The sequence below is a fragment of the Gordonia hongkongensis genome (genome assembly GCF_023078355.1).
GTDB lineage: Bacteria > Actinomycetota > Actinomycetes > Mycobacteriales > Mycobacteriaceae > Gordonia > Gordonia hongkongensis.
Window position 1 is genome coordinate 2,292,756 of the sequence record NZ_CP095552.1, and the last position, 19,294, is coordinate 2,312,049.

The window sequence follows — 19,294 nt, forward strand, 5'->3', positions numbered from 1 at the left end:
CCTCACCAGTGCGCACCATCTTCTAGGCGCTACCGGGTGTCCGGACGGGGAGAATCACCCGTCGCCCGGCATGCTCGATCACCTCGACGGGGTGGTCGTAGGTGTGGCTGAGCAGGTCGACCGTCATCACCTCCGACGTCGGCCCGATCGCGAGCAGCCGGCCGTCCTTCATCACGGCCACCCGGTCGGCGTAGGCGGCGGCGAGGGTGAGGTCGTGCACCACCAGCAGCACGGCGTTCCCGGCATCGCGGTGGACGCGCAGGATGTCGAGAACCTGCTCCTGATGGTGGATGTCGAGTGCCGCGGTCGGCTCGTCGAGCATCATGACGGGGGTGTCCTGGGCGAGGGCACGACCCAGGGAGACGCGTGCCTGCTGGCCGCCGGAGAGTTGTCCGAACGGGCGGTCGGCGATGTCGCCGAGCTCGCACAGTGCCATCGCGTCGGCGATCACGGCGGGGAGTTCGCCGCGCGCGGTGTCCGCAGCCACGGGTAGCGGCCCATCGCGACGACCTGGGACACGGTGAAGGGGGTGTCCACCCGGTTCTGCTGGGTCACCAGCGAGCGGTGGCGGGCGAGTTCGCGCATCGAGGTCGTCGCGACGTCCCGGCCGTCGACCTCGATGTGGCCGCGCTGCGGTGTGCGGGTACCGGACAGCGCCGACAGCAGCGTGGACTTGCCACACCCGTTGGGACCGACGAGGGCGACGAGTTCACCACGGGAGACGTCGAGGGTCACCTCGCTCACCAGCTCGCGTCCGCCGAGCACGACCGAGACGTCTCGGGCGTGGATGCCCGGGGTCGTCGTCACGGCGGTTTCGGTCACCATCCGGCACCCGCGTGACGGCTGCGACGCAACAGGATGAAGAAGACCGGGCCACCGATCAGGGACGTGAACATGCCCAGCGGGAGGTCGGCGTCACCGAGCATCGTCCGGGCGGCGAGGTCGGCGCCCGTGATGACCAGTGCTCCGCCGATCACGCTGGTGGGTAACAGGATCGCGTGGCGCGGTCCGACGATGAGGCGCATCACGTGCGGCACGATGAGGCCGACGAAGGCGATGATCCCGGCGAAGGCGACCGCCGCGGCGGTCAGCACCGCGGTGAGGACGATCGCCTGCCGGCGGACGGCTTCCACGTTCACGCCGAGGGAGGCGGCCTGGATGTCGCCCAGCGCGAGCAGATCGAGCTTGGAGACCAGGAACAGGCAGGCCGCGACACCCACGACGACGAGCGGTGCGACGACCCAGATCTCGCTCCAGGTGCGTCCGGCGAGTGAGCCGAGCTGCCAGAAGATGATCTGCTCGCGAGCGGCGGTGGTGGCCACGAAGGTGAGGAAGGCGATGATCCCGGCCGCGAACGCGTTGACCGCGATACCGGTGAGCACCAGCATGATCGCCGACGACGAGCCGTCGCGGAGAGACAACACGTACACCGCCGCCGCGGTGATGAGGCCGAACACGAAGGCGGCCCCGGCGAGAGCCCAGTTGCCCGCGGCGCCACCGGCTCCGGCGGTCCCGCCGGCGAGCACGATGATCAGGCAGGCGCCGACCGCGGCGCCGGAGGAGACGCCGATGATCCCCGGTTCGGCCAGCGGGTTCGCCAGCACTCCCTGCAGCAGACAGCCTGCGGCGCCGAGTGCGGCACCGACGAACAGTCCGAGCACGATGCGCGGGAAGCGCACATTCCACAGCGCGCCTTCGCCGTTCGGATGGGAGGGGAGCGGACCGAGATCGAGGTGGAAATGGTGGGCGAGGCTGCCGAGCACCTCGAGCGGCGGCACCGACACCTTTCCGGTGCCCGCGGACACGATGGCGAGGACGACCAAGGCGACCAGCATCACCGCCACCACCGTGAGGTCACGGACCCGATGCGACGTGCCGGCCGGGGGAGCGACGACGGCCGACGGGGTCGTCGGCTCGGTCGCCGGGTCCGTCGTGGTCCGCGCTGGGTCGGTCATGCGTAGATCGACCTCGCCAGCGCACCCAGCACCAGTCCGACCTCGGGACCGAACGCCAGGATCTGACTCTCGTCCATCTGCACGACCCGTCCGTTGCGGCCGGCCTCGGTGTCGGCCACACCCGGCAGGGTCAGCACTCCCTCGGGTCCGCCGACGGTGGCCGCGCCCTGGGTCATCACGAGGATCACGTCCGGGTCGGCGGTGATCATGGCCTCGGCGCTGATCGCGGTGAACGCGCCGGTGAGATCGGCTGCCGCGCCGGCATCCCTGCCGCCGAGCGCCTCGATGAGGTCGTCGGCACCCGATCCGGGCCCGGCCAGCAGCAGCAGGTTGCGTCCGCGGATGTAGAGGAAAGCGATGGTGGGATCCCCGGACGGGTCCGGGACCAGCTCGCGTGCGTCCTCGATCTGCGCAGCGGTCCGGGCGACGAGCTTCTCTCCAGCGTCGGCGACGCCGAGTGCGGCTGCGACCGAGCGGATCAGGGTGTCGTTCGACTCCAGATTGCGGGCGGCCGGGAACACGACGACCGCGACGCCGGAGTCGCGGATCTGGTCGACGGCGGCGGTGGGCACAGTGGACTCGCTGACGAGCAGGACGCTCGGGTCAAGGGCGAGAACGGATTCGGCGTTGAGGCTGTGTCCGCGGTTGGTCACCACCGGCAGCGACCTCGCCGACGGGAAGGCGGTGGACGTGTCGCGCCCCACCACGTGGGACCCGAGTCCGAGGGCGTACACGATGTTGCCGAGGGTTCCGTTGATGTCCACGGCGATGATCCGGTCGGCATCGGCGACGGTCACGTCCCCGTACCGGAGCGAGTCGACGGTGGCGGGGAGTCGCGGGGTGGGGTTCTCGACGACGGGGGTGACGTCGGACTCCGCGAGCGTCGCAGTCTGCGGACCGTCGCGCAGATGCGCGCCCGGCGAGTGCCGCTCCTGCTCGATCGGGGTGACGAAGCACGCCGACAGGCTCAGCACGGTCAGCACCATCACCAGCGCCGCCCGTAACCCCCTCGTCCGCACCGCACACCTCCATCGTCGACTCCGATGCCCTCCCATCGGCTCCTCCCGGCGAGCTTAGTGACGTTCGCCGCGGTGTCCGCCCACGGGCCTCGCCGCGACGGGCCGGGATAGTCTGGTCGCATGCCAGTTCGCAGTGCCCTCACGCCGGGGATCGTGTCGCCCATCCGGTCCGTGCCCGACTCCATCGAACGTCCCGAATACGTGTGGAAGCCGACGGTGAACGAGGGCCATGAGCCCTGGGTGCAGACCGCCGAGACGATCGAGAAGATGCGCATCGCGAGCAAGATCGCGGCCAACGCACTCGCCGAGGCGGGCAAGGCCGTCGCCCCGGGCGTGACCACCGACGAACTCGACGCGATCGCGCACGAGTACATGATCGACCACGGTGCCTACCCGTCGACCCTGGGCTACAAGGACTTTCCGAAGTCGTGCTGCACCTCGCTGAACGAGGTGATCTGCCACGGCATCCCGGATTCGACGGTGATCGAGGACGGGGACATCGTCAACATCGACGTCACCGCCTACATCCACGGCGTGCACGGCGACACCAACGCGACCTTCCTCGCCGGCGACGTCGACCAGGAGGCCGCCGATCTCGTCGAGCGGACGCGGATCGCGACCGAGCGGGCCATCAAGGCCGTGAAGCCGGGTCGCGAGCTGAATGTCATCGGTCGGGTCATCGAGTCCTACGCGAACAGGTTCGGCTACACGGTCGTGCGCGATTTCACCGGCCACGGCATCGGTGAGACCTTTCACAACGGACTGATCGTGCTGCATTACGACGAGCCGAACGTCGACACGGTCCTCGAACCCGGGATGGTCTTCACCATCGAGCCGATGATCAATCTCGGCGCACTGCCGTGGGAGATGTGGGACGACGGCTGGACCGTGGTGACCGCCGACCGCCGGTGGACCGCGCAGTTCGAGCACACCCTCGTCGTCACCGACGACGGCGCCGAGATCCTCACTGTGCCGGACAACTGACATCGGGCCCGACAACTGAGGTTCGGCCGACAGCCGAGACGTTCAGGCGGGGAAGCGGACGGGTTGCGGTTCGCTGCTCGTCGTGGTCGTCCCGTTGCCGAGCTGACCCTGGCCGTTGAGGCCCCAGCAGTACATCTCGTCGTCCGCGACCGCGCACACGTTCGCCGAACCGGTGGTGACCTCGGTGACCCCCGACAGTCCGTTGACGCGGTCGGGGCTCTTGTCCGGCTGATCGCTGCGCGAACCCCAGCAGTAGGCGGAGCTGCCCGCGGCGGCGCATCCGCCATAGGCCGCCGTGGACACCTCGGTGGCCCCGCGGACGTCGGTGCGGGTCGGGGTCCGCCGGTTCTGCTCGGTGCCGTCGCCGAGCTGGCCGCTGGTGTTCTGGCCCCAGCAGAACACGCCGCCGGAGCCGGCGACCGCACACGTCGAGTACAGGCTCGTGCTGATCGACGTGGGCGAGTCGAGTCCGAGGACCCGGGTCGGGGTGAGGCGGTCGAGTGTGGTGCCGTCGCCGATCTGGCCTTCCCGGTTGTTGCCCCAGCAGTACGCCGAACCGCCGGCGATGGCGCAACTCGTGGTGTGCGACGTGGACACGGCGGTCACGTCCGAGAGACCGGCGACGCGGGTGGGCACGTCCACCGACCCGGTACTGCCGTTGCCGACCTGGCCGCTCGCGTTGTTGCGCCAGCAGTAGGCGTCGCCGTCGCTGATCGCGCAGATCGTCAGCCCGACCGACACCGCCGACACCCGGGACAGGCCGGACACCTTCGTCGGCAGCGGCACGTTCTGCCCGGGCGGTCCGATCCCGTAACCCCAGCAGTAGAGGTCTCCGTAACTGATCGCGCAGGTCGTCCCGAGGCCGCCCATGCTGACCGCCGAGACGTCGGAGACGCCGGTGACCGGGACCGGGCGCGGGCGGTCGGTGGTCGTACCGTCGCCCAGCGTGCCCCGTTCGTTGTCGCCCCAGCAGTACAGTCGACCGCCGCGTACCGCGCACGTGCTGTCGCCGCTGGAAGCGATGGACTCGAACTCATCGCTGCCGGTGGAGGATCCGCCGGAACTGCTCGGCGCCGTCGTCGATGACCCGGCGACCGGCGCCGTCTGAGGATCCGATCCCGATCCGCTGAGGGCGATCGCGGCGCCGACGACACCGACGACGAGGACGACGACGCCGAGTACCGCGGCGACGATCCACGCGGTGCGTGAGCCCGTTCCCCGTGATCCCGGGCCGGGGCCGTGGGGTCCGCCGGGCCCGGTCACATATCCGGGAGGTGGGCCCGGCGGCGGTCCGCCGGGACCGTACGCCGGGAACGGTGGGTGACCGCCGGGTGGCTGAGCGCGGTGGGCCACCGGGTTCACCGGCGCCTGCTGGGTGGGCGGCGGTGGTGAGAACGGACGGCCGGGTGCCTGCGCCGCGACGACGGAGGGCGCTGTCGACCCGATCTCGACCGCCCGGGCGAGCGCCGCGGCGAACTCGGAACAGGACGCGAACCGGTCGGCGGGGTTCTTGGCGAGGGCGCGCGCGAACACGGCATCGACGTAGACGAGGTCGGGGCGGCGCTCGGAGATCCGCGGTGCGGGCGTGTTGACGTGGCCGGCGATCAGGGCCATCGGGGTCTGCCCGGGGTAGGGCTGCGATCCGGTGAGCAGCTGGAACGTCGTGCATGCGAGCGCGTACTGGTCCGACGCCGGGATCGCCGGTTCGCCGGTGAGGATCTCGGGTGCGGCGTAGGCGAGGGTGCCGACGAACAGGTTGGTCGCGGTCATCTTCGCGCCGTCCATCAGGCGGGCGATGCCGAAGTCGAGCACGGTGACCCGGGCGATCCGGCCGTCGGGGCCGCGGGCGACCACGATGTTCGCGGGTTTGATGTCGCGGTGGATGACGCGCCGGGTATGGGCATAGTCGAGCGCGTCGGCGACCTTGCCGACGACCGTCACCACGTCATCGACCGGCAGGGCCGATGCGGCGGCGAGGTCCTCGCCTTCGAGGTAGGACATCGAGAACCACGGGCTGCCGTTCTCCACGCCGTGGGTGTAGACCGTGACGATGCCGGGGTGATCGAGGGCCGCGGCGGTGCGGGCCTCGTTGCGGAACCGCTCGGCGAAACTGGGATCGGCGGGGTTCGGCGAGATGATCTTGAGGGCCTCGCGGCGGCCCAGGGTGGGGTGTTCGACGAGCCAGACCTGTCCCATGCCGCCGCGCCCGAGCATCGAGAGGACGCGATATCCGGCGAACACGGACCCGGGCTTCACGACCTCCACGTCCGATGACCCCCTTGACTCCGAACGACCGGCTGTCGACCTGTTCGTCCGGGTCACTGTATCCAGACCCGCACGACCGCGAGCGCAACGGTGGGACTTGTGAACGACGCCACCGTGGTCGCGGCCTCGGGTCCGGCCTCTAGTCTGTTCCGGGTGGACGGACTCGGTGGCGCATTGCTCGTGGGCGGTACCAGCAGCGATGCCGGGAAGAGCCTCATCGTCGCCGGGCTGTGCCGTGCGCTGCGGCGCACCGGTGTGCGGGTCGCACCGTTCAAGGCGCAGAACATGTCCAACAACTCGGTGGTCACCCTCGACGGCGGCGAGATCGGTCGTGCCCAGGCGTTGCAGGCGTTCGCCTGTGGCCTCGAACCCTCCACCAGGTTCAACCCGGTGCTGCTGAAACCGGGCAGTGACCGTCGCTCGCACGTGATCCTCCGCGGTCGGCCCGCCGGAGACGCCGGGGCCGCCGACTACCTGCACTGGCGGTCGCGGCTGCGTGCCGTCGTCGCCGACGAGTTGGCCGGTCTCCGACGCGACTTCGACGTCGTCATCTGCGAAGGTGCGGGTTCGGTCGCCGAGATCAACCTGCGCGCCAACGACATCGCGAATCTCGGTCTCGCACAGGCGGCGGACCTCCCGGTGGTGCTGGTCACCGACATCGACCGCGGCGGGTCGCTGGCCCATCTGTTCGGTACCACCGCGGTCCTCGACGACGCCGATCAGCGGCTGATCGCGGGGTTCGTGGTCAACAAGTTCCGTGGTGACCCGTCGATCCTCGAGCCGGGACTTCGGCAGGTCGAGGCGATCACGGGACGGCCGACGCTCGGGGTGGTGCCCTTCGCCGACGACCTGTGGCTCGACGCCGAGGACTCGCTAGCGGCGCCGGTCGGGCGGCGGGTCGGGCCACCGCGCTCGTTCACCGAATCCTCCGCGACCGGAGGACCCCGATTGCGGGTCGCCGCCATCCGCCTGCCGCGGATCTCCAATTCGACCGATGTCGAGGCGCTGGCCTGCGAACCCGGTGTCGACGTCACCTGGGTCGACGACCCGGCCGGGGTGGCGGCCGCCGACCTCGTCGTGTTGCCCGGCACCCGCGCCACCGTGACCGACCTCGAGTGGCTGCGGGCGCGCGGTCTGGGGGAGGCGCTCACCGAACGCGCGGCCCGCGGACGTCCGATCGTCGCCGTGTGCGGCGGATTCCAGATGCTGGGCCGCACCCTCGACGACCGGGTGGAGTCCGGTCGCGGGCGGGTGCCCGGACTGGGGTTGTTCGACCTCGACATCGAGTTCCACGCCGAGAAGACCGTGCGGCAGGTGACCGGGACCGGCGGCGACGCGTCCGGCGTCGCGATCAGCGGCTACGAGATCCATCACGGCCGGGTGACCCGATCGGCCGAGAACACGTGGATCGTCGACGACCGGCACGGTCCGGAGGGCGCGGTGCGGGGGGCGGTCCGGGGTACCCACTGGCATGGACTGCTGGCGTGCAACGACTTCCGGCGTCGACTTCTGGCCGACGTGGCGGCCGAGGCCGGGGTCCGGGGATTCCGCGTGGCGCCCGACACCGATGTCGACGCCGTACGTCGGCGACAGGTCGACGCGATGGCCGACCTCGTCACCGAACACCTCGACCTCGACGCTGTCATGCGGCTGATCCGACAAGGGCCGCCGCGCCACCCCAAGGTCATCCGTCACCACCTCGAGGACTTGTAGACGCCGGGGTCGTGGAGACGGGTTATCGTGGGCGCCATGACTGAAGACCGCCCCATGATCGACGACCGACGTCAGGTGACCGTGGGCGGCCTCACCTTCGACGTCCGGATCGGGGGACCGGAGACCGGTCCGTGGGTTCTGCTGCTGCACGGGTTCCCGGTGAACGGGAGCTGCTACGACGACGTATTGCCGCGCCTGCACGAGTCGGGGCTGCGGACACTGGTCATCGATCAACGTGGGTACAGCCCCGGCGCGCGGCCGCCCGGGGTGGACGACTACCGGCTCACCCACCTCGTGTCCGATGTGATCGGGGTTCTCGACGCCCTCGGCATCGGTTACGCGATCCTCGTCGGGCACGACTGGGGCGGCATCGTCGCGTGGCATCTCGCCGGGAAGTACCCCGACCGGTTCACCGGTCTCGTCGTCGCCAGCACCGGGCATCCGTCGGCCATGCGCGACGCTCTCGTCGGTAGCGACCAGCGTGAACGTTCTTCGTACATCCTCGATTTCGTGGCCGACGGGGCCGAAGAGAGGCTGCTCGCCGACGACGCCGCCGAGCTGCGGGCGGTGGGGATCTCCGAGGACGAACTCGCCCCGCTGCGGGAACCGGGCGCCCTGACCGCGGCGCTGAACTGGTACCGCGCGAACTTCACCGGCGACATCAAGGCGACGATGGCGTGCCCGCCGGTCGAGATCCCGACCACGCTGCTGTGGAGCGACGCCGACACCGCCCTGGGTCGCGAACAGGCGCAGGGCAGCGGCCGGTACGTCTACGGCGACTTCCGCTACTGCGAACTCGCGGGCGTGGACCACTGGATTCCGCAGCGCGCGGCCCCGGCCCTCGCCAGCGAGATCGCCCTGCGCTCAACGATTTTCTGAGCTCGCGCGGAGGGCCTGGCCGTCAGATGTCCAGGCCGAGGATCGCGTTCTCCAGGACCTCGGGCATCGCCGGGTGGATCCAGTACTGGCCGCGGGCGAGTTCGTCTGCGGTCTGGCCGAAGTGCATCGCCTGGATGACCGGCTGGATGACCGTCGGTGCCTGCGGGCCGATGAGGTGTGCGCCCAACAACCGGCCGGTGCCGCGTTCGGCGATCAGCTTGCAGAATCCGGTGGTGTCCTCCATCGCCCAGCCGTAGGCGACATCGCCGTAGGCCTGGACCTTGACGGCGAAGTCGTGGCCGGCCTCGCGAGCCTCGTCCTCGGTGAGGCCCACCGCGGCGATCTGCGGGTGGGTGAACACCGCCGCCGGGACGTACCGGTGGTCGAAGGCGTCCAGATCGGTTGCGTCCCAGCCTTTCAGGAGATTGGCCTGCACCACCCGCTGTTCGTGGTTGGCGACGTGCTTGAGCTGGTACGGCGAGCTGACGTCGCCCAGCGTCCACACTCCGCGGGCAGCGGTGCGGCCGTGCTGATCACAGCGCACGCGACCTTCGTCATCGAGCTCGATGCCGACGGAGTCGAGGTTGAGCCGGTCGCCGTTCGGCTGCCGGCCGGTCGCGATCAGCAGGACGTCGGCCTCGAGTGTCGCGCCGTCGGAGAGCCCGACCCGCACACCGCCGTCGGGCAGGTCCTCGGCCTCGGTGATCGTGGTCTCCAGCCGCACGTCCCACTTCTCCCGGGCCACCTGGGTGAAGCGGTTGGAGATGTCGGCATCCTGCTTGCGGAGCAGACCCGGGCCGCGCGCGATGATCGACACATGTGAGCCCAGCGCGCCGAAGACGTGTGCGAATTCCGCTGCGATGTAACCGCTCCCGACGATGATCAGGCGTTCGGGCAGCTCGGGAAGACGCATGACGTCGTTGTTGGTGCAGTAGGTGACCCCCGAGTCGGCGATGATCTGGGGGATGACCGCGCGCGATCCGGCGGCGAGCACGACCTCGTCGGCGAGAACGGTGTCGCCGTCTCGCGTGACCAACCGGTACCGGCCGTCGTCGTCGCGCCCGTCGAATTCGACATGGGAGTCGTACACGGTGATGTTCTCGCACCGATCGACCCGGTACTCCTTGCCGCCCTGCGACAGCGGGTCGATGCGGCCGAACACGCGCTCGACGATGCCGGGCCAGTCGACCGAGTCCACCTTCGAGTGCACGCCCAGGCGAGCACCGTGCGTGGCGATCTCGGCCACCTCGGAGGCGTAGACGAACATCTTGGTCGGGATGCACCCCACGTTGAGGCAGGTGCCGCCGTAGACGCCCTCCTCGAAGATCGCGAGGGTCTTGTCCGCGAAGCGGTCATCGGGAATGGCGTTGCCGCTGCCGGAGCCGATGATGGCCAGGTCGACGACCTGCGTGGCGGTCATAGAGGATTCTCGCTTTCGGTTGAGAGGACGGCGGACAGCCAGTGGTCGACCTCGCGATAGGCGTGCTCGCGTGCGTGTGCGACGGAGAGGAAGACGTCGTGCCGGGCGTCGGGGATCGGTACCGCGGTCACGCGGCCGCCGAGGCACCCACTCCAGCGGGCGATGTGGGTGACGTCGAGGACGGCATCGGCATGATCGGTGGACGCCGAGTAGGTCCTGGCGAAATGCGTTTTGTCCGAACGTAACACGAGCGCGGGAACACCGACGTCGATGCCGCGGTGCAGGCGACGCTGACCGCTGCGCACCGCGTCGAGGAAACCGAAGGTGACCGGGAATCCGCCCAGCGGTTTCGCCGACAGGTCGTAGTTCCATTCGCCGTGAGCGCTGTCGTGCAGGCTCTCGCCGTAGGCCTGCGAGAGTTCCTTCGGTATCACCCTGGTCGGCGCGACGGCGGCGATCGCCTTGACGAGCAGCGTGACCGGGAGGGTGCGGAGCACCGCGTCGCCCTGCAGATCGAACCAGGGTGAGTTGAGCAGGAGTCCGTCAACTGCCGCGTGCAGCGCCGGCTCGCGCTGCCGCAACCGGTCGAGCCAGAGTGCGGTGATTATGCCGCCCGTCGAATGCCCGGCCACCACGACCCGGCAGTCGGGTCCCAGCTCGTCGAGGATGATCCGCAGCGACGCGTTGAGCTCTTCGTCGTACATCGCGAGGTCGGTGGTGAAGTGCGGCGTGTGGTGCGATTGCCACGATCGCCCGCATTTTCGCAGGTCGACAGCATAGAACGCGTACCCGCGGTCGACGAAGAAGTCGGCGAGCGGCTCGTGGAAGAAGTAGTCGGTGAACCCGTGGACGTAGAGCACTGCGCCGCGCGCGGGTGACGACTCGGCGCGTCGCACCAGGGTCGCGGTGATCGGCGATTCACCGTCGGGATCGGGGCCCAGGGGGAGGACGCGTTGCCGGTAGTCCTCGAGAAATCGGTCGGGCTGCCAGTCGGCGGCTGCGGATGCGCTCACGGCGACCAGCATAGTGACAGGTCAGGACAGCCCGGATGTCGTGCAGCACACAGTTGCGAAGGTCGATTCTCGTGCTGGACGTGCCATGCTGGACAATGACGATCGACAAGGACCGGGTGAGAAGTGCCCGGTCGAGAAGTTGCCATCCGGGACGACGTGCCGCGACGAACACCGGTCACAGTGTCCCTCCAGGTGAAGTGGAGTCCAGGTGTCGAAAACGGTGATCACGACCGACGTCGCGTTGGTGGGTGCGGGAATCATGAGTGCGACCCTCGGAGCGCTGCTCCGACAGCTTCAGCCCGACTGGTCGATCAGCCTGTTCGAGCAGCTCGACGCCGCAGCCGCCGAGAGCAGCGACCCGTGGAACAACGCCGGCACCGGACACTCGGCACTCTGCGAGCTGAACTACACGCCGAAGACCGCCGACGGCGACGTCAACATCGACAAGGCGCTCACCATCAACGAGCAGTTCCAGGTGTCGCGCCAGTTCTGGGCCCACTCGGTCGACAACGGCATCCTCGGTGACCCGTCGGAGTTCATCAACCCCATCCCGCACGTCGCCTTCACCCACGGCGCCGAAGGCCAGAAGTACCTCCGCAAGCGCTACGACAATCTCGCGACCCAGACCCTGTTCGAGGGCATGGAGTTCATCGACGACCCGGCCGAGTTCACCGCGCGACTGCCGCTGATGTCGGAGGGACGCGACTTCGCCGACCCGGTCGCACTGAACTGGTTCGACCAGGGTACCGACGTCGATTTCGGCGCGCTCACCCAGCAGCTCCTCAACTACGTCGCCCAGGGCGCCGACATCTACTTCGGCCATTCGGTGACCAACCTGTCCAAGCAGTCCGACGGCAGCTGGATCGTGAAGGTCCGCAACGGCCGGACCGGGCAGAAGCTGTCCGTGCACGCGAAGTTCGTGTTCGTCGGTGCCGGCGGCGGTGCGCTGCACCTGCTGCAGAAGTCGGGCATCAAAGAAGCCAAGGGGTTCGGCGGGTTCCCGGTGTCCGGTGAGTTCTTCCGCTGCACCAACCCCGATCTCGTCGCCGAGCATCACGCGAAGGTCTACGGGCAGGCCGCCGTCGGTGCCCCGCCGATGTCGGTGCCGCACCTCGACACCCGCGTCATCAACCACAAGCCGGGCCTGCTGTTCGGTCCGTACGCCGGGTGGTCGCCGAAGTTCCTCAAGAGCGGCAAGATCACCGACCTGCCCGCCTCGATCAAGCCGGGCAACCTGCTCCCCATGGTGTCGATCGCTCCCAAGGAGTTCGGGCTGCTGAAGTACCTCATCAGCGAACTCGCCGCCGGGCCGGCCGACCGGGTGAAGACGCTGTCGGAATTCGTCCCCCGCGCGCTCGGCGCCGACTGGGAGCTCATCACCGCCGGACAGCGCGTGCAGGTCATCCGCAAGACCGGGGTGGGTGGTCAGCTGGAGTTCGGCACCGCGGTCGTCGCGGCCGGCGACGGCACCATCGCCGGGCTCCTCGGTGCGTCCCCCGGCGCCTCGACCGCCGTGCCGGCGATGATCTCGGTGCTCGAACAGTGCTTCCCGAAGGAGTACGCGGGCTGGTCGTCGAAGCTGACCGCGATCATCCCGTCCTTCGGTCAGAAGCTCAACGACAACCGCGACCTGTACCGCCAGGTGTGGGACTGGACGAACAAGACGCTGCAGCTGACCGACCGGAACGAGGTCCCGGCCGAGACCGGCCGGCTCGCGCCCGCCACCGCCGGCTGATCCGCGCGAGGTGAAGTCCGGTCGACTTGTGTGCTAACCACGACACATGATCTCTGAACCGCGGGTGCACCGCGCCCTGGCCGACGACATGGACGCAGCCACGCTGTATCGGGTCCTCCGGCTGCGGGTCGAGGTCTTCGTCGTCGAGCAGGCCTGTCCGTATCCCGAACTCGACGGCCGAGACCTGGAACCGGCGACGCGCCAGTTCTGGATCACCGACGGTGGGGACCGGACCGACGGAGGCGACGAGGACGGGCCCGACCCCGGTGCGGTACTGGCGACGCTGCGTCTGCTCGAGGAACCGGAGGCCGACGGCGGACAGGTCTTCCGGATCGGCCGTGTCTGCACCGAACGCAACCATCGGGGTCACGGCCTCGTGGCGACCCTCATGACCGCCGCGCTCGCCGAGGTCGGGGATCGCCCGTGCCGGATCGAGGCGCAGACCTACCTCACCGAGATGTACGGCAAGTTCGGTTTCGTCCGCGACGGCGACGACTACCTCGAGGACGGGATCCCCCACGTGTCGATGCTCCGCGCCGGGTCACGATGACGACCCTCGGTGACCTCCCCGCTTCCGTGGACCCCCTCGCTGACGTGCGCTATCCGTTCAGCGCCGTCGTGGGGCAGGAGCAGCTCAAACTCGCACTGATCCTGTCGGCCATCTCGCCGGGGATCGGGGGTGTCCTGATCCGCGGGGAGAAGGGCACCGCGAAATCGACCATCGTGCGCGGGCTCGGCCCGCTGCTCAGCGTCCCCGGTTCCACAGACGATACCGCCGGCGGCGTGGTCGAACTGCCCATCGGTGCGACCGAGGACCGTGTGATCGGCTCGCTCGATCTCACCTCGGTGCTGCGGGACGGCCGTGCCGAGTTCACTCCCGGTCTGCTCGCCCGGGCGCACCGCGGGGTGCTGTACATCGACGAGGTCAACCTGCTGGCCGATCACCTCGTCGACGTGCTGCTGGACGCGGCGGCCAGTGGACGGGTCACGATCGAACGCGATGGTGTGTCACACACCCAGGCGGCCGATTTCGTTCTCGTCGGCACCATGAACCCGGAGGAGGGAGAGTTGCGCCCGCAGCTGCTCGACCGGTTCGGGCTCGCCGTCGACGTGGCCGCCGGCCGCGAGGTCGACGAACGCGTGGAGGTGGTGCGCCGCCGCATGGCGTACGACGCCGACCCGGCATCGTTCGTCGCCGCCCACGCCGCCGCCGAACACGAACTGACACAACGGATCGCGAGCGCACGAGCCGCCGTGGGTGCGGTGGCCCTCCCGGACCGGGAGTTGCGCCGTATCGCCGGGATCTGCGCCCACCTCGACGTCGACGGACTCCGCGGCGACATCGTGGTGGCCCGGACCGCGCTCGCTCATGCCGCCTGGCGCGGGGCCACCGCCGTCGAGGACGTCGACGTCCGGGCGGCCGTCGAGCTCGCGCTGCCGCATCGGCGCCGCCGCAACCCCTTCGACGAGTCGGGGCTCAGCCGCGACCAGCTCGACGAGGCGATGTCGGCGGGCGAGGACGCGGCCGGACCCGACACACCCGATGACGACCCGGAACCGCCCGAGACACCACCGCCCGGTGGCGGCGGCGAGGCCCCGGACTCCGCATCCGACACCGGCCCGGCGCCCGACACCGACCCCGATGCGGCTCCCGAGACCGGCGACACCGACGCCCCGCAGCACGCTCCCGGACCGGCGTTCGGGTCCGTGCCGACCTCGACGGCCCGCCGCATGCCGACCCTGCGCGTCGACGGACTCGGCGACGGAGACCCGGGTCGCCGCTCGAAGGCGCGGAGCCGTCGCGGACACACCACCCATGCCGTGGACTTCGATGCCGGCCGACCGGTGCATCTGTTCGGCACGGTGCTCGCCGCCGCGGGCCGGGCCGGTCGTGGCGGGACCGGGTCCGAGCGCGGTGTGCGGATCGCGGCCCCCGACCTGCGGTCGGCGCAGCGGGTCGGCCAGGAGGCCAACCTCGTCGTCTTCGTGGTCGACCTCAGCGGGTCGATGACCGCCCGGCGTCGGCTGGCCGCGGTGTCCGAACTGTGCGTGGAGATGTTGCGCGACTCGTATACCCGGCGCGACCGCGTCGCGGTGGTCGTGGCGCGGGGTTCCTCCGCGACGCTTGCGGTGCCGCCCACCAAATCGGTCGAGATCGCGGTGCGCCGCCTCGAGGAGGTCCGCACCGGCGGCCGGACACCGCTCGGCGAGGGCCTGCAGCTCGCCGCCGATGTCGTGCAGCGGTGTCGCCGCGCCGAGCCCGACCGGCGGCCGCTGCTGGTGGTGCTCACCGACGGTCGTGCCACCTCAGGACGAGGCGCGATGGCACGGGCGCGGGAAGCCGCGGACGGTATCCGTCGTCGCGGCATCGGGTCCGTGGTCGTCGACTGCGAGCAGGGGATGGTCCGGCTCGGACTCGCCGGCGATCTCGCGGCCCATCTCGGCGCGAGCCTGATCCCGATGGACGAACTGTCCGCCACCGCGCTGACGGGACACGCACCCGCGCGGGGAGCGGCCTGACCGCCCCGCCACCCCGAACTGAGACCAGAGGAGAAGTCGAGTGCCCCAGGGAGTTCCGGTCAGCATCCCCGATGACGGCTTGACGACGCGACAGCGCCGTAATCAGCCCGTCCTCGCGGTGCACACCGGCGACGGCAAGGGCAAGTCGACCGCCGCCTTCGGGATGGCGATGCGCGCGTGGAACGCGGGTATGCGGGTCGCGGTGTTCCAGTTCGTCAAGAGTGCGAAGTGGAAGGTGGGGGAGGAGTCGACGATGCTCACCCTCGACCGGGTGCACGCGGAGACCGGCGCCGGTGGGCCGGTGGAATGGCACAAGATGGGTCAGGGCTGGTCCTGGTTGCGGGCCAACGACGACCAGGACGACGACCACGCCGCCGCCGCCTGGGCCGGGTGGGCGGAGATCGCACGCCGTCTCGATGCCGGCGAACACGACTTCTACGTCCTCGACGAGTTCACCTATCCGCTGCACTGGGGCTGGGTGGACACCGCTCAGGTGCTCGACACCCTCGCCCGCCGACCCGGACGCCAGCATGTGGTCATCACCGGCCGGCGCGCCCCGCAGGCCCTCGTCGACGCTGCCGATCTCGTGACCGAGATGCACAAGGTCGCCCACCCGATGGACGCCGGACGCAAGGGGCAGAAGGGGATCGAATGGTGACCTCCGTGCGGGCGTCGACGCCCGCCGTCGTGATCGCCGCGCCGTCGTCGGGCAGCGGCAAGACCACCGTGACGACCGGCCTCATCGGCGCTCTGCGGGCGGCCGGACACCGGGTGGCGCCATTCAAGGTCGGCCCCGATTACATCGATCCCGGATACCACGCCGTCGCGGCCGGACGACCCGGACGCAATCTCGACCCGAATCTCGTGGGCGCCGAACGCATTGCGCCGCTCTTCGCCCACGGCGCCGCGGGCGCCGACATCGCGGTCGTCGAGGGCGTGATGGGCCTCTTCGACGGCCGGATCGTGGATTCCGACAGCGGCAACGGCACGGGCGGCAGTCCAGGTGGCGATGCCGGTTCGCTCGGCGTCGGCTCCACCGCGCACGTCGCGTCGATCATCGGTGCGCCGGTGATCCTCGTCGTCGACGCCGCGGGCCACAGCCAGTCGCTGGCCGCCGTGCTGCACGGGTTCCTCTCCTACGACCCCTCGGTGTCGATCGCGGGCGTCATCCTCAACCGGGTCGGTTCGCCACGCCACGAGATGGTGCTGCGACAGGCCGCCGCGCGGGTGGGACTGCCGGTTCTCGGTGTGCTGCGGCGCCACCCGTCGCTGACGGTGCCCTCCCGGCACCTGGGCCTGATCCCGGCCGCCGAACGCAACGCCGACGCGGTCGCCGCCGTGAACGCGATGACCGCGCACCTGCGCGGCGCCCTCGACCTGCCGGCGATCGTGGCCGCCGCCCGCGGACGTGCGGTCCCCGACGCCGCGGCCTGGTCGGCTGCGGAAGCCGTCGCGCCGTATCGTCCCGACGCGTCGGCCGGTTCGCCGGTGATCGCGGTCGCCGGGGGCGCGGCGTTCACCTTCGGTTACGCCGAGCACGCCGAGGTGCTGACCGCCGCCGGCGCGCGCGTCGTCGTCTTCGACCCGCTCGTGGACCGGTTGCCCGCGGACGCGGCCGGCGTGGTGATCGGTGGCGGATTCCCGGAAGAACACGCCGAGGCGCTGGCCGCCAACGATCTCCTGCGCGCCGACCTCCGGGCGCACGCCGCGGCGGGTCGGCCGATCCACGCCGAGTGCGCGGGCCTGCTGTACCTGTGCACCGAACTCGACGGGCACCCGATGAGCGGCGTCCTCGACATCCCCGGCCACTTCGGCCCGACCCTGACGCTGGGATACCGCGATGCCGTGGCCGTGGGCGACTCGGCCCTGTTCCGGACCGGCGAACGCGTCACCGGTCACGAGTTCCACCGCAGCGGGGTCGGCGACGGCGCGCTCGCCCCGGCCTGGGCCTGGCGGGATTCGGCGGGCCGCGCGTCGATGCACGGGGTCGCGACGGCCGCAGTGCACGCCTCGTACCTGCATCTGCATCCGGCCGCGATCCCGGAAGCGTTGTGCCGCTTCGTGTCCCGATCCGCCGAGAGTGGGCGGGTGCCGACGCCCCAGTCCGTCGGCGACGCCCCCGGGGCGTCCTGATGCTGGCGCACCGGCTCCGCGAGACGCTCGACGCGCTCGCCGATCACGGTGCCGACGATCCCGCCCTGCTCCGGGAACTGCTGGAGGCGGTGCTGGTGGTCGGGCAGGGGGTCGAACTCGACCGCGCGCTGCAGCGCATCGTCGAGGTCGCGGCGGGACTCGTGGACGCCCAGTACGGTGCCCTCGGCGTGCGCGGGCCGGACGGCGGGCTGAGTGAATTCGTGCACATCGGCATCAGCGATGCGCAACGCGCCACCATGGGACATCTGCCGGTCGGCCGCGGGGTCCTCGGCCTGCTCATCGACGATCCCCGCCTGCACCGCATCCACGACCTCGGCGCCCATCCGACGTCGGTCGGGTTCCCGCCCAACCACCCCCCGATGCACACCTTCCTCGGTGCTCCGATCATGGTGCGCGGCGAGGTGTTCGGCAGTCTGTACCTGACCGAGAAGCGGTCCGCGGAGGACTTCTCCGAGGTCGACGAGACCGTCGTCGCGGTGCTGGCGGTGGCCGCCGGGATCGCCGTCGACAACGCGGGTCTCTTCGAACGGGCCCGCACCCGCCACCGCTGGATGCAGGTCCTGGCCCGGCGTGGGTCGGAGCCGCTGGCCGGAATCGCGCTGTCGGACACCATGTCCCGGATGTGCGCCGATGTCGCCGGTCTCGTCGGCGCGGTCGATGTCTACCTGCTCACCGAGATGGCGGGGGAGGTGGAACTACGCGGGCACACCGGCGATCCGGTGGAGATCGAGAACTTCATCCCGCCGGACGCCACGGCGCTGCGGGTGCAGCGTTCCGGCCAGATCGCCGAGTCGCTGATACGGGGCGGCGCCCGCTGGACCTCGGTGCAACCCCTCCAGCGCGCATCGGGGGCGTTCGGCTGGATGCTCATCACCCACCGTAACCGCCCCTACTGGGACGACGAGGAGATCGCCGGGCTCGCCGGTGTCGCCGAGGTCGCCTCGCTGGCGGTCGTCTACGCCGAGCAGCAACAGATCGCCCGCGATCTCGAGGTCCTCGAAGACCGGCACCGCATCGCCCGCGACCTGCACGATCATGTGATCCAGCGACTCTTCGCGGTCGGGATGTCGGTACAGACGTTGCTGGCCGGGACCACCGATCCGGCCGCCGCGGCCGCGCGCCTGGAGCAGATCATGACCGACCTCGACCGCACGATCGCGCAGATCCGCACCTCGATCTTCGACCTGCAGACGCCCTACGGAACCGACATCGGCCCGACGCTGCGGCGGCGGGTGCTCGACATCGTCTCCGAACTGTCCGGGCACGCGTCGATCTCGCCGAGCGTGGAGTTCGACGGCCCCGTCGACACGGTGGTCCCGGACTCCCTCGGACCACACATCGACGCCGTCCTGCGAGAGGGCTTGAGCAACGCGCTCCGGCACGCGCGGGCCGACCACATCGCGGTGTCGGTGACCGCCGACGACGTCCTGACCGTCGAGATCAGCGACGACGGGGTCGGCATCGGCGCCGACGTCACCTATCGGGGTCTCGAGAACCTGACGCGCCGCGCCGAGGACTGCGACGGGACGTTCAGCATCGTCACCCGCCCGCGGGGGACGAGTGGGGGCGGGACGAGCGAGGGCCGGACCAGCGGCGGCGGGACGACGCTCACCTGGTCGGTGCCGCTGGTGGGTTGA

At 70.3% G+C, this 19,294-nt stretch carries 14 protein-coding genes and 1 pseudogene; 9 read left to right on the forward strand and 6 right to left on the reverse strand.

The window, feature by feature from the left end; genetic code table 11:
- Window positions 1-22: 22 nt before the first annotated feature.
- The 3 genes and pseudogenes from MVF96_RS10400 to MVF96_RS10410 form a co-directional block, all read right to left on the reverse strand.
- Window positions 23-825, reverse strand: a pseudogene (locus MVF96_RS10400) (heme ABC transporter ATP-binding protein).
- Window positions 819-1,955, reverse strand: coding sequence for a FecCD family ABC transporter permease (locus MVF96_RS10405; protein ID WP_247451948.1), 1,137 nt, complete (start codon window positions 1,953-1,955; stop codon window positions 819-821). Before MVF96_RS10405 ends, MVF96_RS10400 begins: the two are co-directional and overlap by 7 nt.
- On the reverse strand, window positions 1,952-2,974 hold the full coding sequence (locus tag MVF96_RS10410) for a heme/hemin ABC transporter substrate-binding protein (protein ID WP_247451949.1): 1,023 nt from the start codon (window positions 2,972-2,974) through the stop codon (window positions 1,952-1,954). The genes MVF96_RS10405 and MVF96_RS10410 overlap by 4 nt, the downstream gene beginning before the upstream one ends.
- A gap of 120 nt (window positions 2,975-3,094) precedes the next feature.
- Here MVF96_RS10410 and map point away from each other — a divergent pair, with 120 nt between their 5' ends.
- Window positions 3,095-3,958 (forward strand): type I methionyl aminopeptidase, encoded by an 864-nt coding sequence (gene map / locus MVF96_RS10415; protein ID WP_058250111.1) that lies wholly within the window; start codon window positions 3,095-3,097, stop codon window positions 3,956-3,958.
- A gap of 42 nt (window positions 3,959-4,000) precedes the next feature.
- Here map and MVF96_RS10420 read toward each other — a convergent pair whose 3' ends face one another.
- On the reverse strand, window positions 4,001-6,214 hold the full coding sequence (locus tag MVF96_RS10420; protein ID WP_247451950.1) for a protein kinase domain-containing protein: 2,214 nt from the start codon (window positions 6,212-6,214) through the stop codon (window positions 4,001-4,003).
- Window positions 6,215-6,376: 162 nt separating this feature from the next.
- On the opposite strand from MVF96_RS10420, the gene MVF96_RS10425 reads away from it, so the two are divergent.
- A complete protein-coding gene (locus MVF96_RS10425; RefSeq protein ID WP_068971276.1) occupies window positions 6,377-7,936 on the forward strand; it encodes a cobyric acid synthase in 1,560 nt (519 codons plus the stop codon).
- Between the two features lie 75 nt (window positions 7,937-8,011).
- On the forward strand, window positions 8,012-8,815 hold the full coding sequence (locus MVF96_RS10430; RefSeq protein WP_078112257.1) for an alpha/beta fold hydrolase: 804 nt from the start codon (window positions 8,012-8,014) through the stop codon (window positions 8,813-8,815).
- Window positions 8,816-8,837: 22 nt separating this feature from the next.
- On the opposite strand, the gene mtr is transcribed toward MVF96_RS10430, so the two are convergent.
- Together mtr and MVF96_RS10440 are read right to left on the reverse strand one after the other, a co-directional pair.
- Window positions 8,838-10,235, reverse strand: coding sequence for a mycothione reductase (mtr, locus tag MVF96_RS10435; RefSeq protein ID WP_247451951.1), 1,398 nt, complete (start codon window positions 10,233-10,235; stop codon window positions 8,838-8,840).
- A complete protein-coding gene (locus tag MVF96_RS10440; protein ID WP_247451952.1) occupies window positions 10,232-11,260 on the reverse strand; it encodes an alpha/beta hydrolase in 1,029 nt (342 codons plus the stop codon). The genes mtr and MVF96_RS10440 overlap by 4 nt, the downstream gene beginning before the upstream one ends.
- A 196-nt stretch (window positions 11,261-11,456) precedes the next feature.
- Here MVF96_RS10440 and mqo point away from each other — a divergent pair, with 196 nt between their 5' ends.
- The 6 genes from mqo to MVF96_RS10470 are packed head-to-tail and all read left to right on the forward strand — an operon-like array spanning window position 11,457 to window position 19,294.
- On the forward strand, window positions 11,457-12,983 hold the full coding sequence (gene mqo, locus MVF96_RS10445) for a malate dehydrogenase (quinone) (RefSeq protein WP_058250116.1): 1,527 nt from the start codon (window positions 11,457-11,459) through the stop codon (window positions 12,981-12,983).
- A gap of 46 nt (window positions 12,984-13,029) precedes the next feature.
- On the forward strand, window positions 13,030-13,533 hold the full coding sequence (locus MVF96_RS10450; protein WP_247451953.1) for a GNAT family N-acetyltransferase: 504 nt from the start codon (window positions 13,030-13,032) through the stop codon (window positions 13,531-13,533).
- Window positions 13,530-15,503, forward strand: coding sequence for a VWA domain-containing protein (locus tag MVF96_RS10455; protein ID WP_247451954.1), 1,974 nt, complete (start codon window positions 13,530-13,532; stop codon window positions 15,501-15,503). Before MVF96_RS10450 ends, MVF96_RS10455 begins: the two co-directional genes overlap by 4 nt.
- A gap of 40 nt (window positions 15,504-15,543) precedes the next feature.
- Window positions 15,544-16,161 carry a cob(I)yrinic acid a,c-diamide adenosyltransferase gene (cobO, locus tag MVF96_RS10460; RefSeq protein ID WP_247451955.1) on the forward strand — a complete coding sequence of 206 codons (618 nt, stop codon included), beginning with the start codon at window positions 15,544-15,546 and terminating at the stop codon, window positions 16,159-16,161.
- Window positions 16,155-17,636 (forward strand): cobyrinic acid a,c-diamide synthase CobB, encoded by a 1,482-nt coding sequence (locus MVF96_RS10465; RefSeq protein ID WP_247451956.1) that lies wholly within the window; start codon window positions 16,155-16,157, stop codon window positions 17,634-17,636. Before cobO ends, MVF96_RS10465 begins: the two co-directional genes overlap by 7 nt.
- Window positions 17,636-19,294 carry a GAF domain-containing sensor histidine kinase gene (locus MVF96_RS10470; protein ID WP_247451957.1) on the forward strand — a complete coding sequence of 553 codons (1,659 nt, stop codon included), beginning with the start codon at window positions 17,636-17,638 and terminating at the stop codon, window positions 19,292-19,294. The genes MVF96_RS10465 and MVF96_RS10470 overlap by 1 nt, the downstream gene beginning before the upstream one ends.

Excerpts from the sequence above, each read along its gene's own strand:
- MVF96_RS10405 (WP_247451948.1), bottom strand. The coding sequence starts at position 1,955 with ATGACCGACCCAGCGCGGACCACGACGGACCCGGCGACCGAGCCGACG.
- map (WP_058250111.1), top strand. The coding sequence starts at position 3,095 with ATGCCAGTTCGCAGTGCCCTCACGCCGGGGATCGTGTCGCCCATCCGG.
- MVF96_RS10440 (WP_247451952.1), bottom strand. The coding sequence starts at position 11,260 with ATGCTGGTCGCCGTGAGCGCATCCGCAGCCGCCGACTGGCAGCCCGAC.
- MVF96_RS10450 (WP_247451953.1), top strand. The coding sequence starts at position 13,030 with ATGATCTCTGAACCGCGGGTGCACCGCGCCCTGGCCGACGACATGGAC.
- mtr (WP_247451951.1), bottom strand. The coding sequence starts at position 10,235 with ATGACCGCCACGCAGGTCGTCGACCTGGCCATCATCGGCTCCGGCAGC.
- MVF96_RS10465 (WP_247451956.1), top strand. The coding sequence starts at position 16,155 with ATGGTGACCTCCGTGCGGGCGTCGACGCCCGCCGTCGTGATCGCCGCG.
- MVF96_RS10470 (WP_247451957.1), top strand. The coding sequence starts at position 17,636 with ATGCTGGCGCACCGGCTCCGCGAGACGCTCGACGCGCTCGCCGATCAC.
- MVF96_RS10455 (WP_247451954.1), top strand. The coding sequence starts at position 13,530 with ATGACGACCCTCGGTGACCTCCCCGCTTCCGTGGACCCCCTCGCTGAC.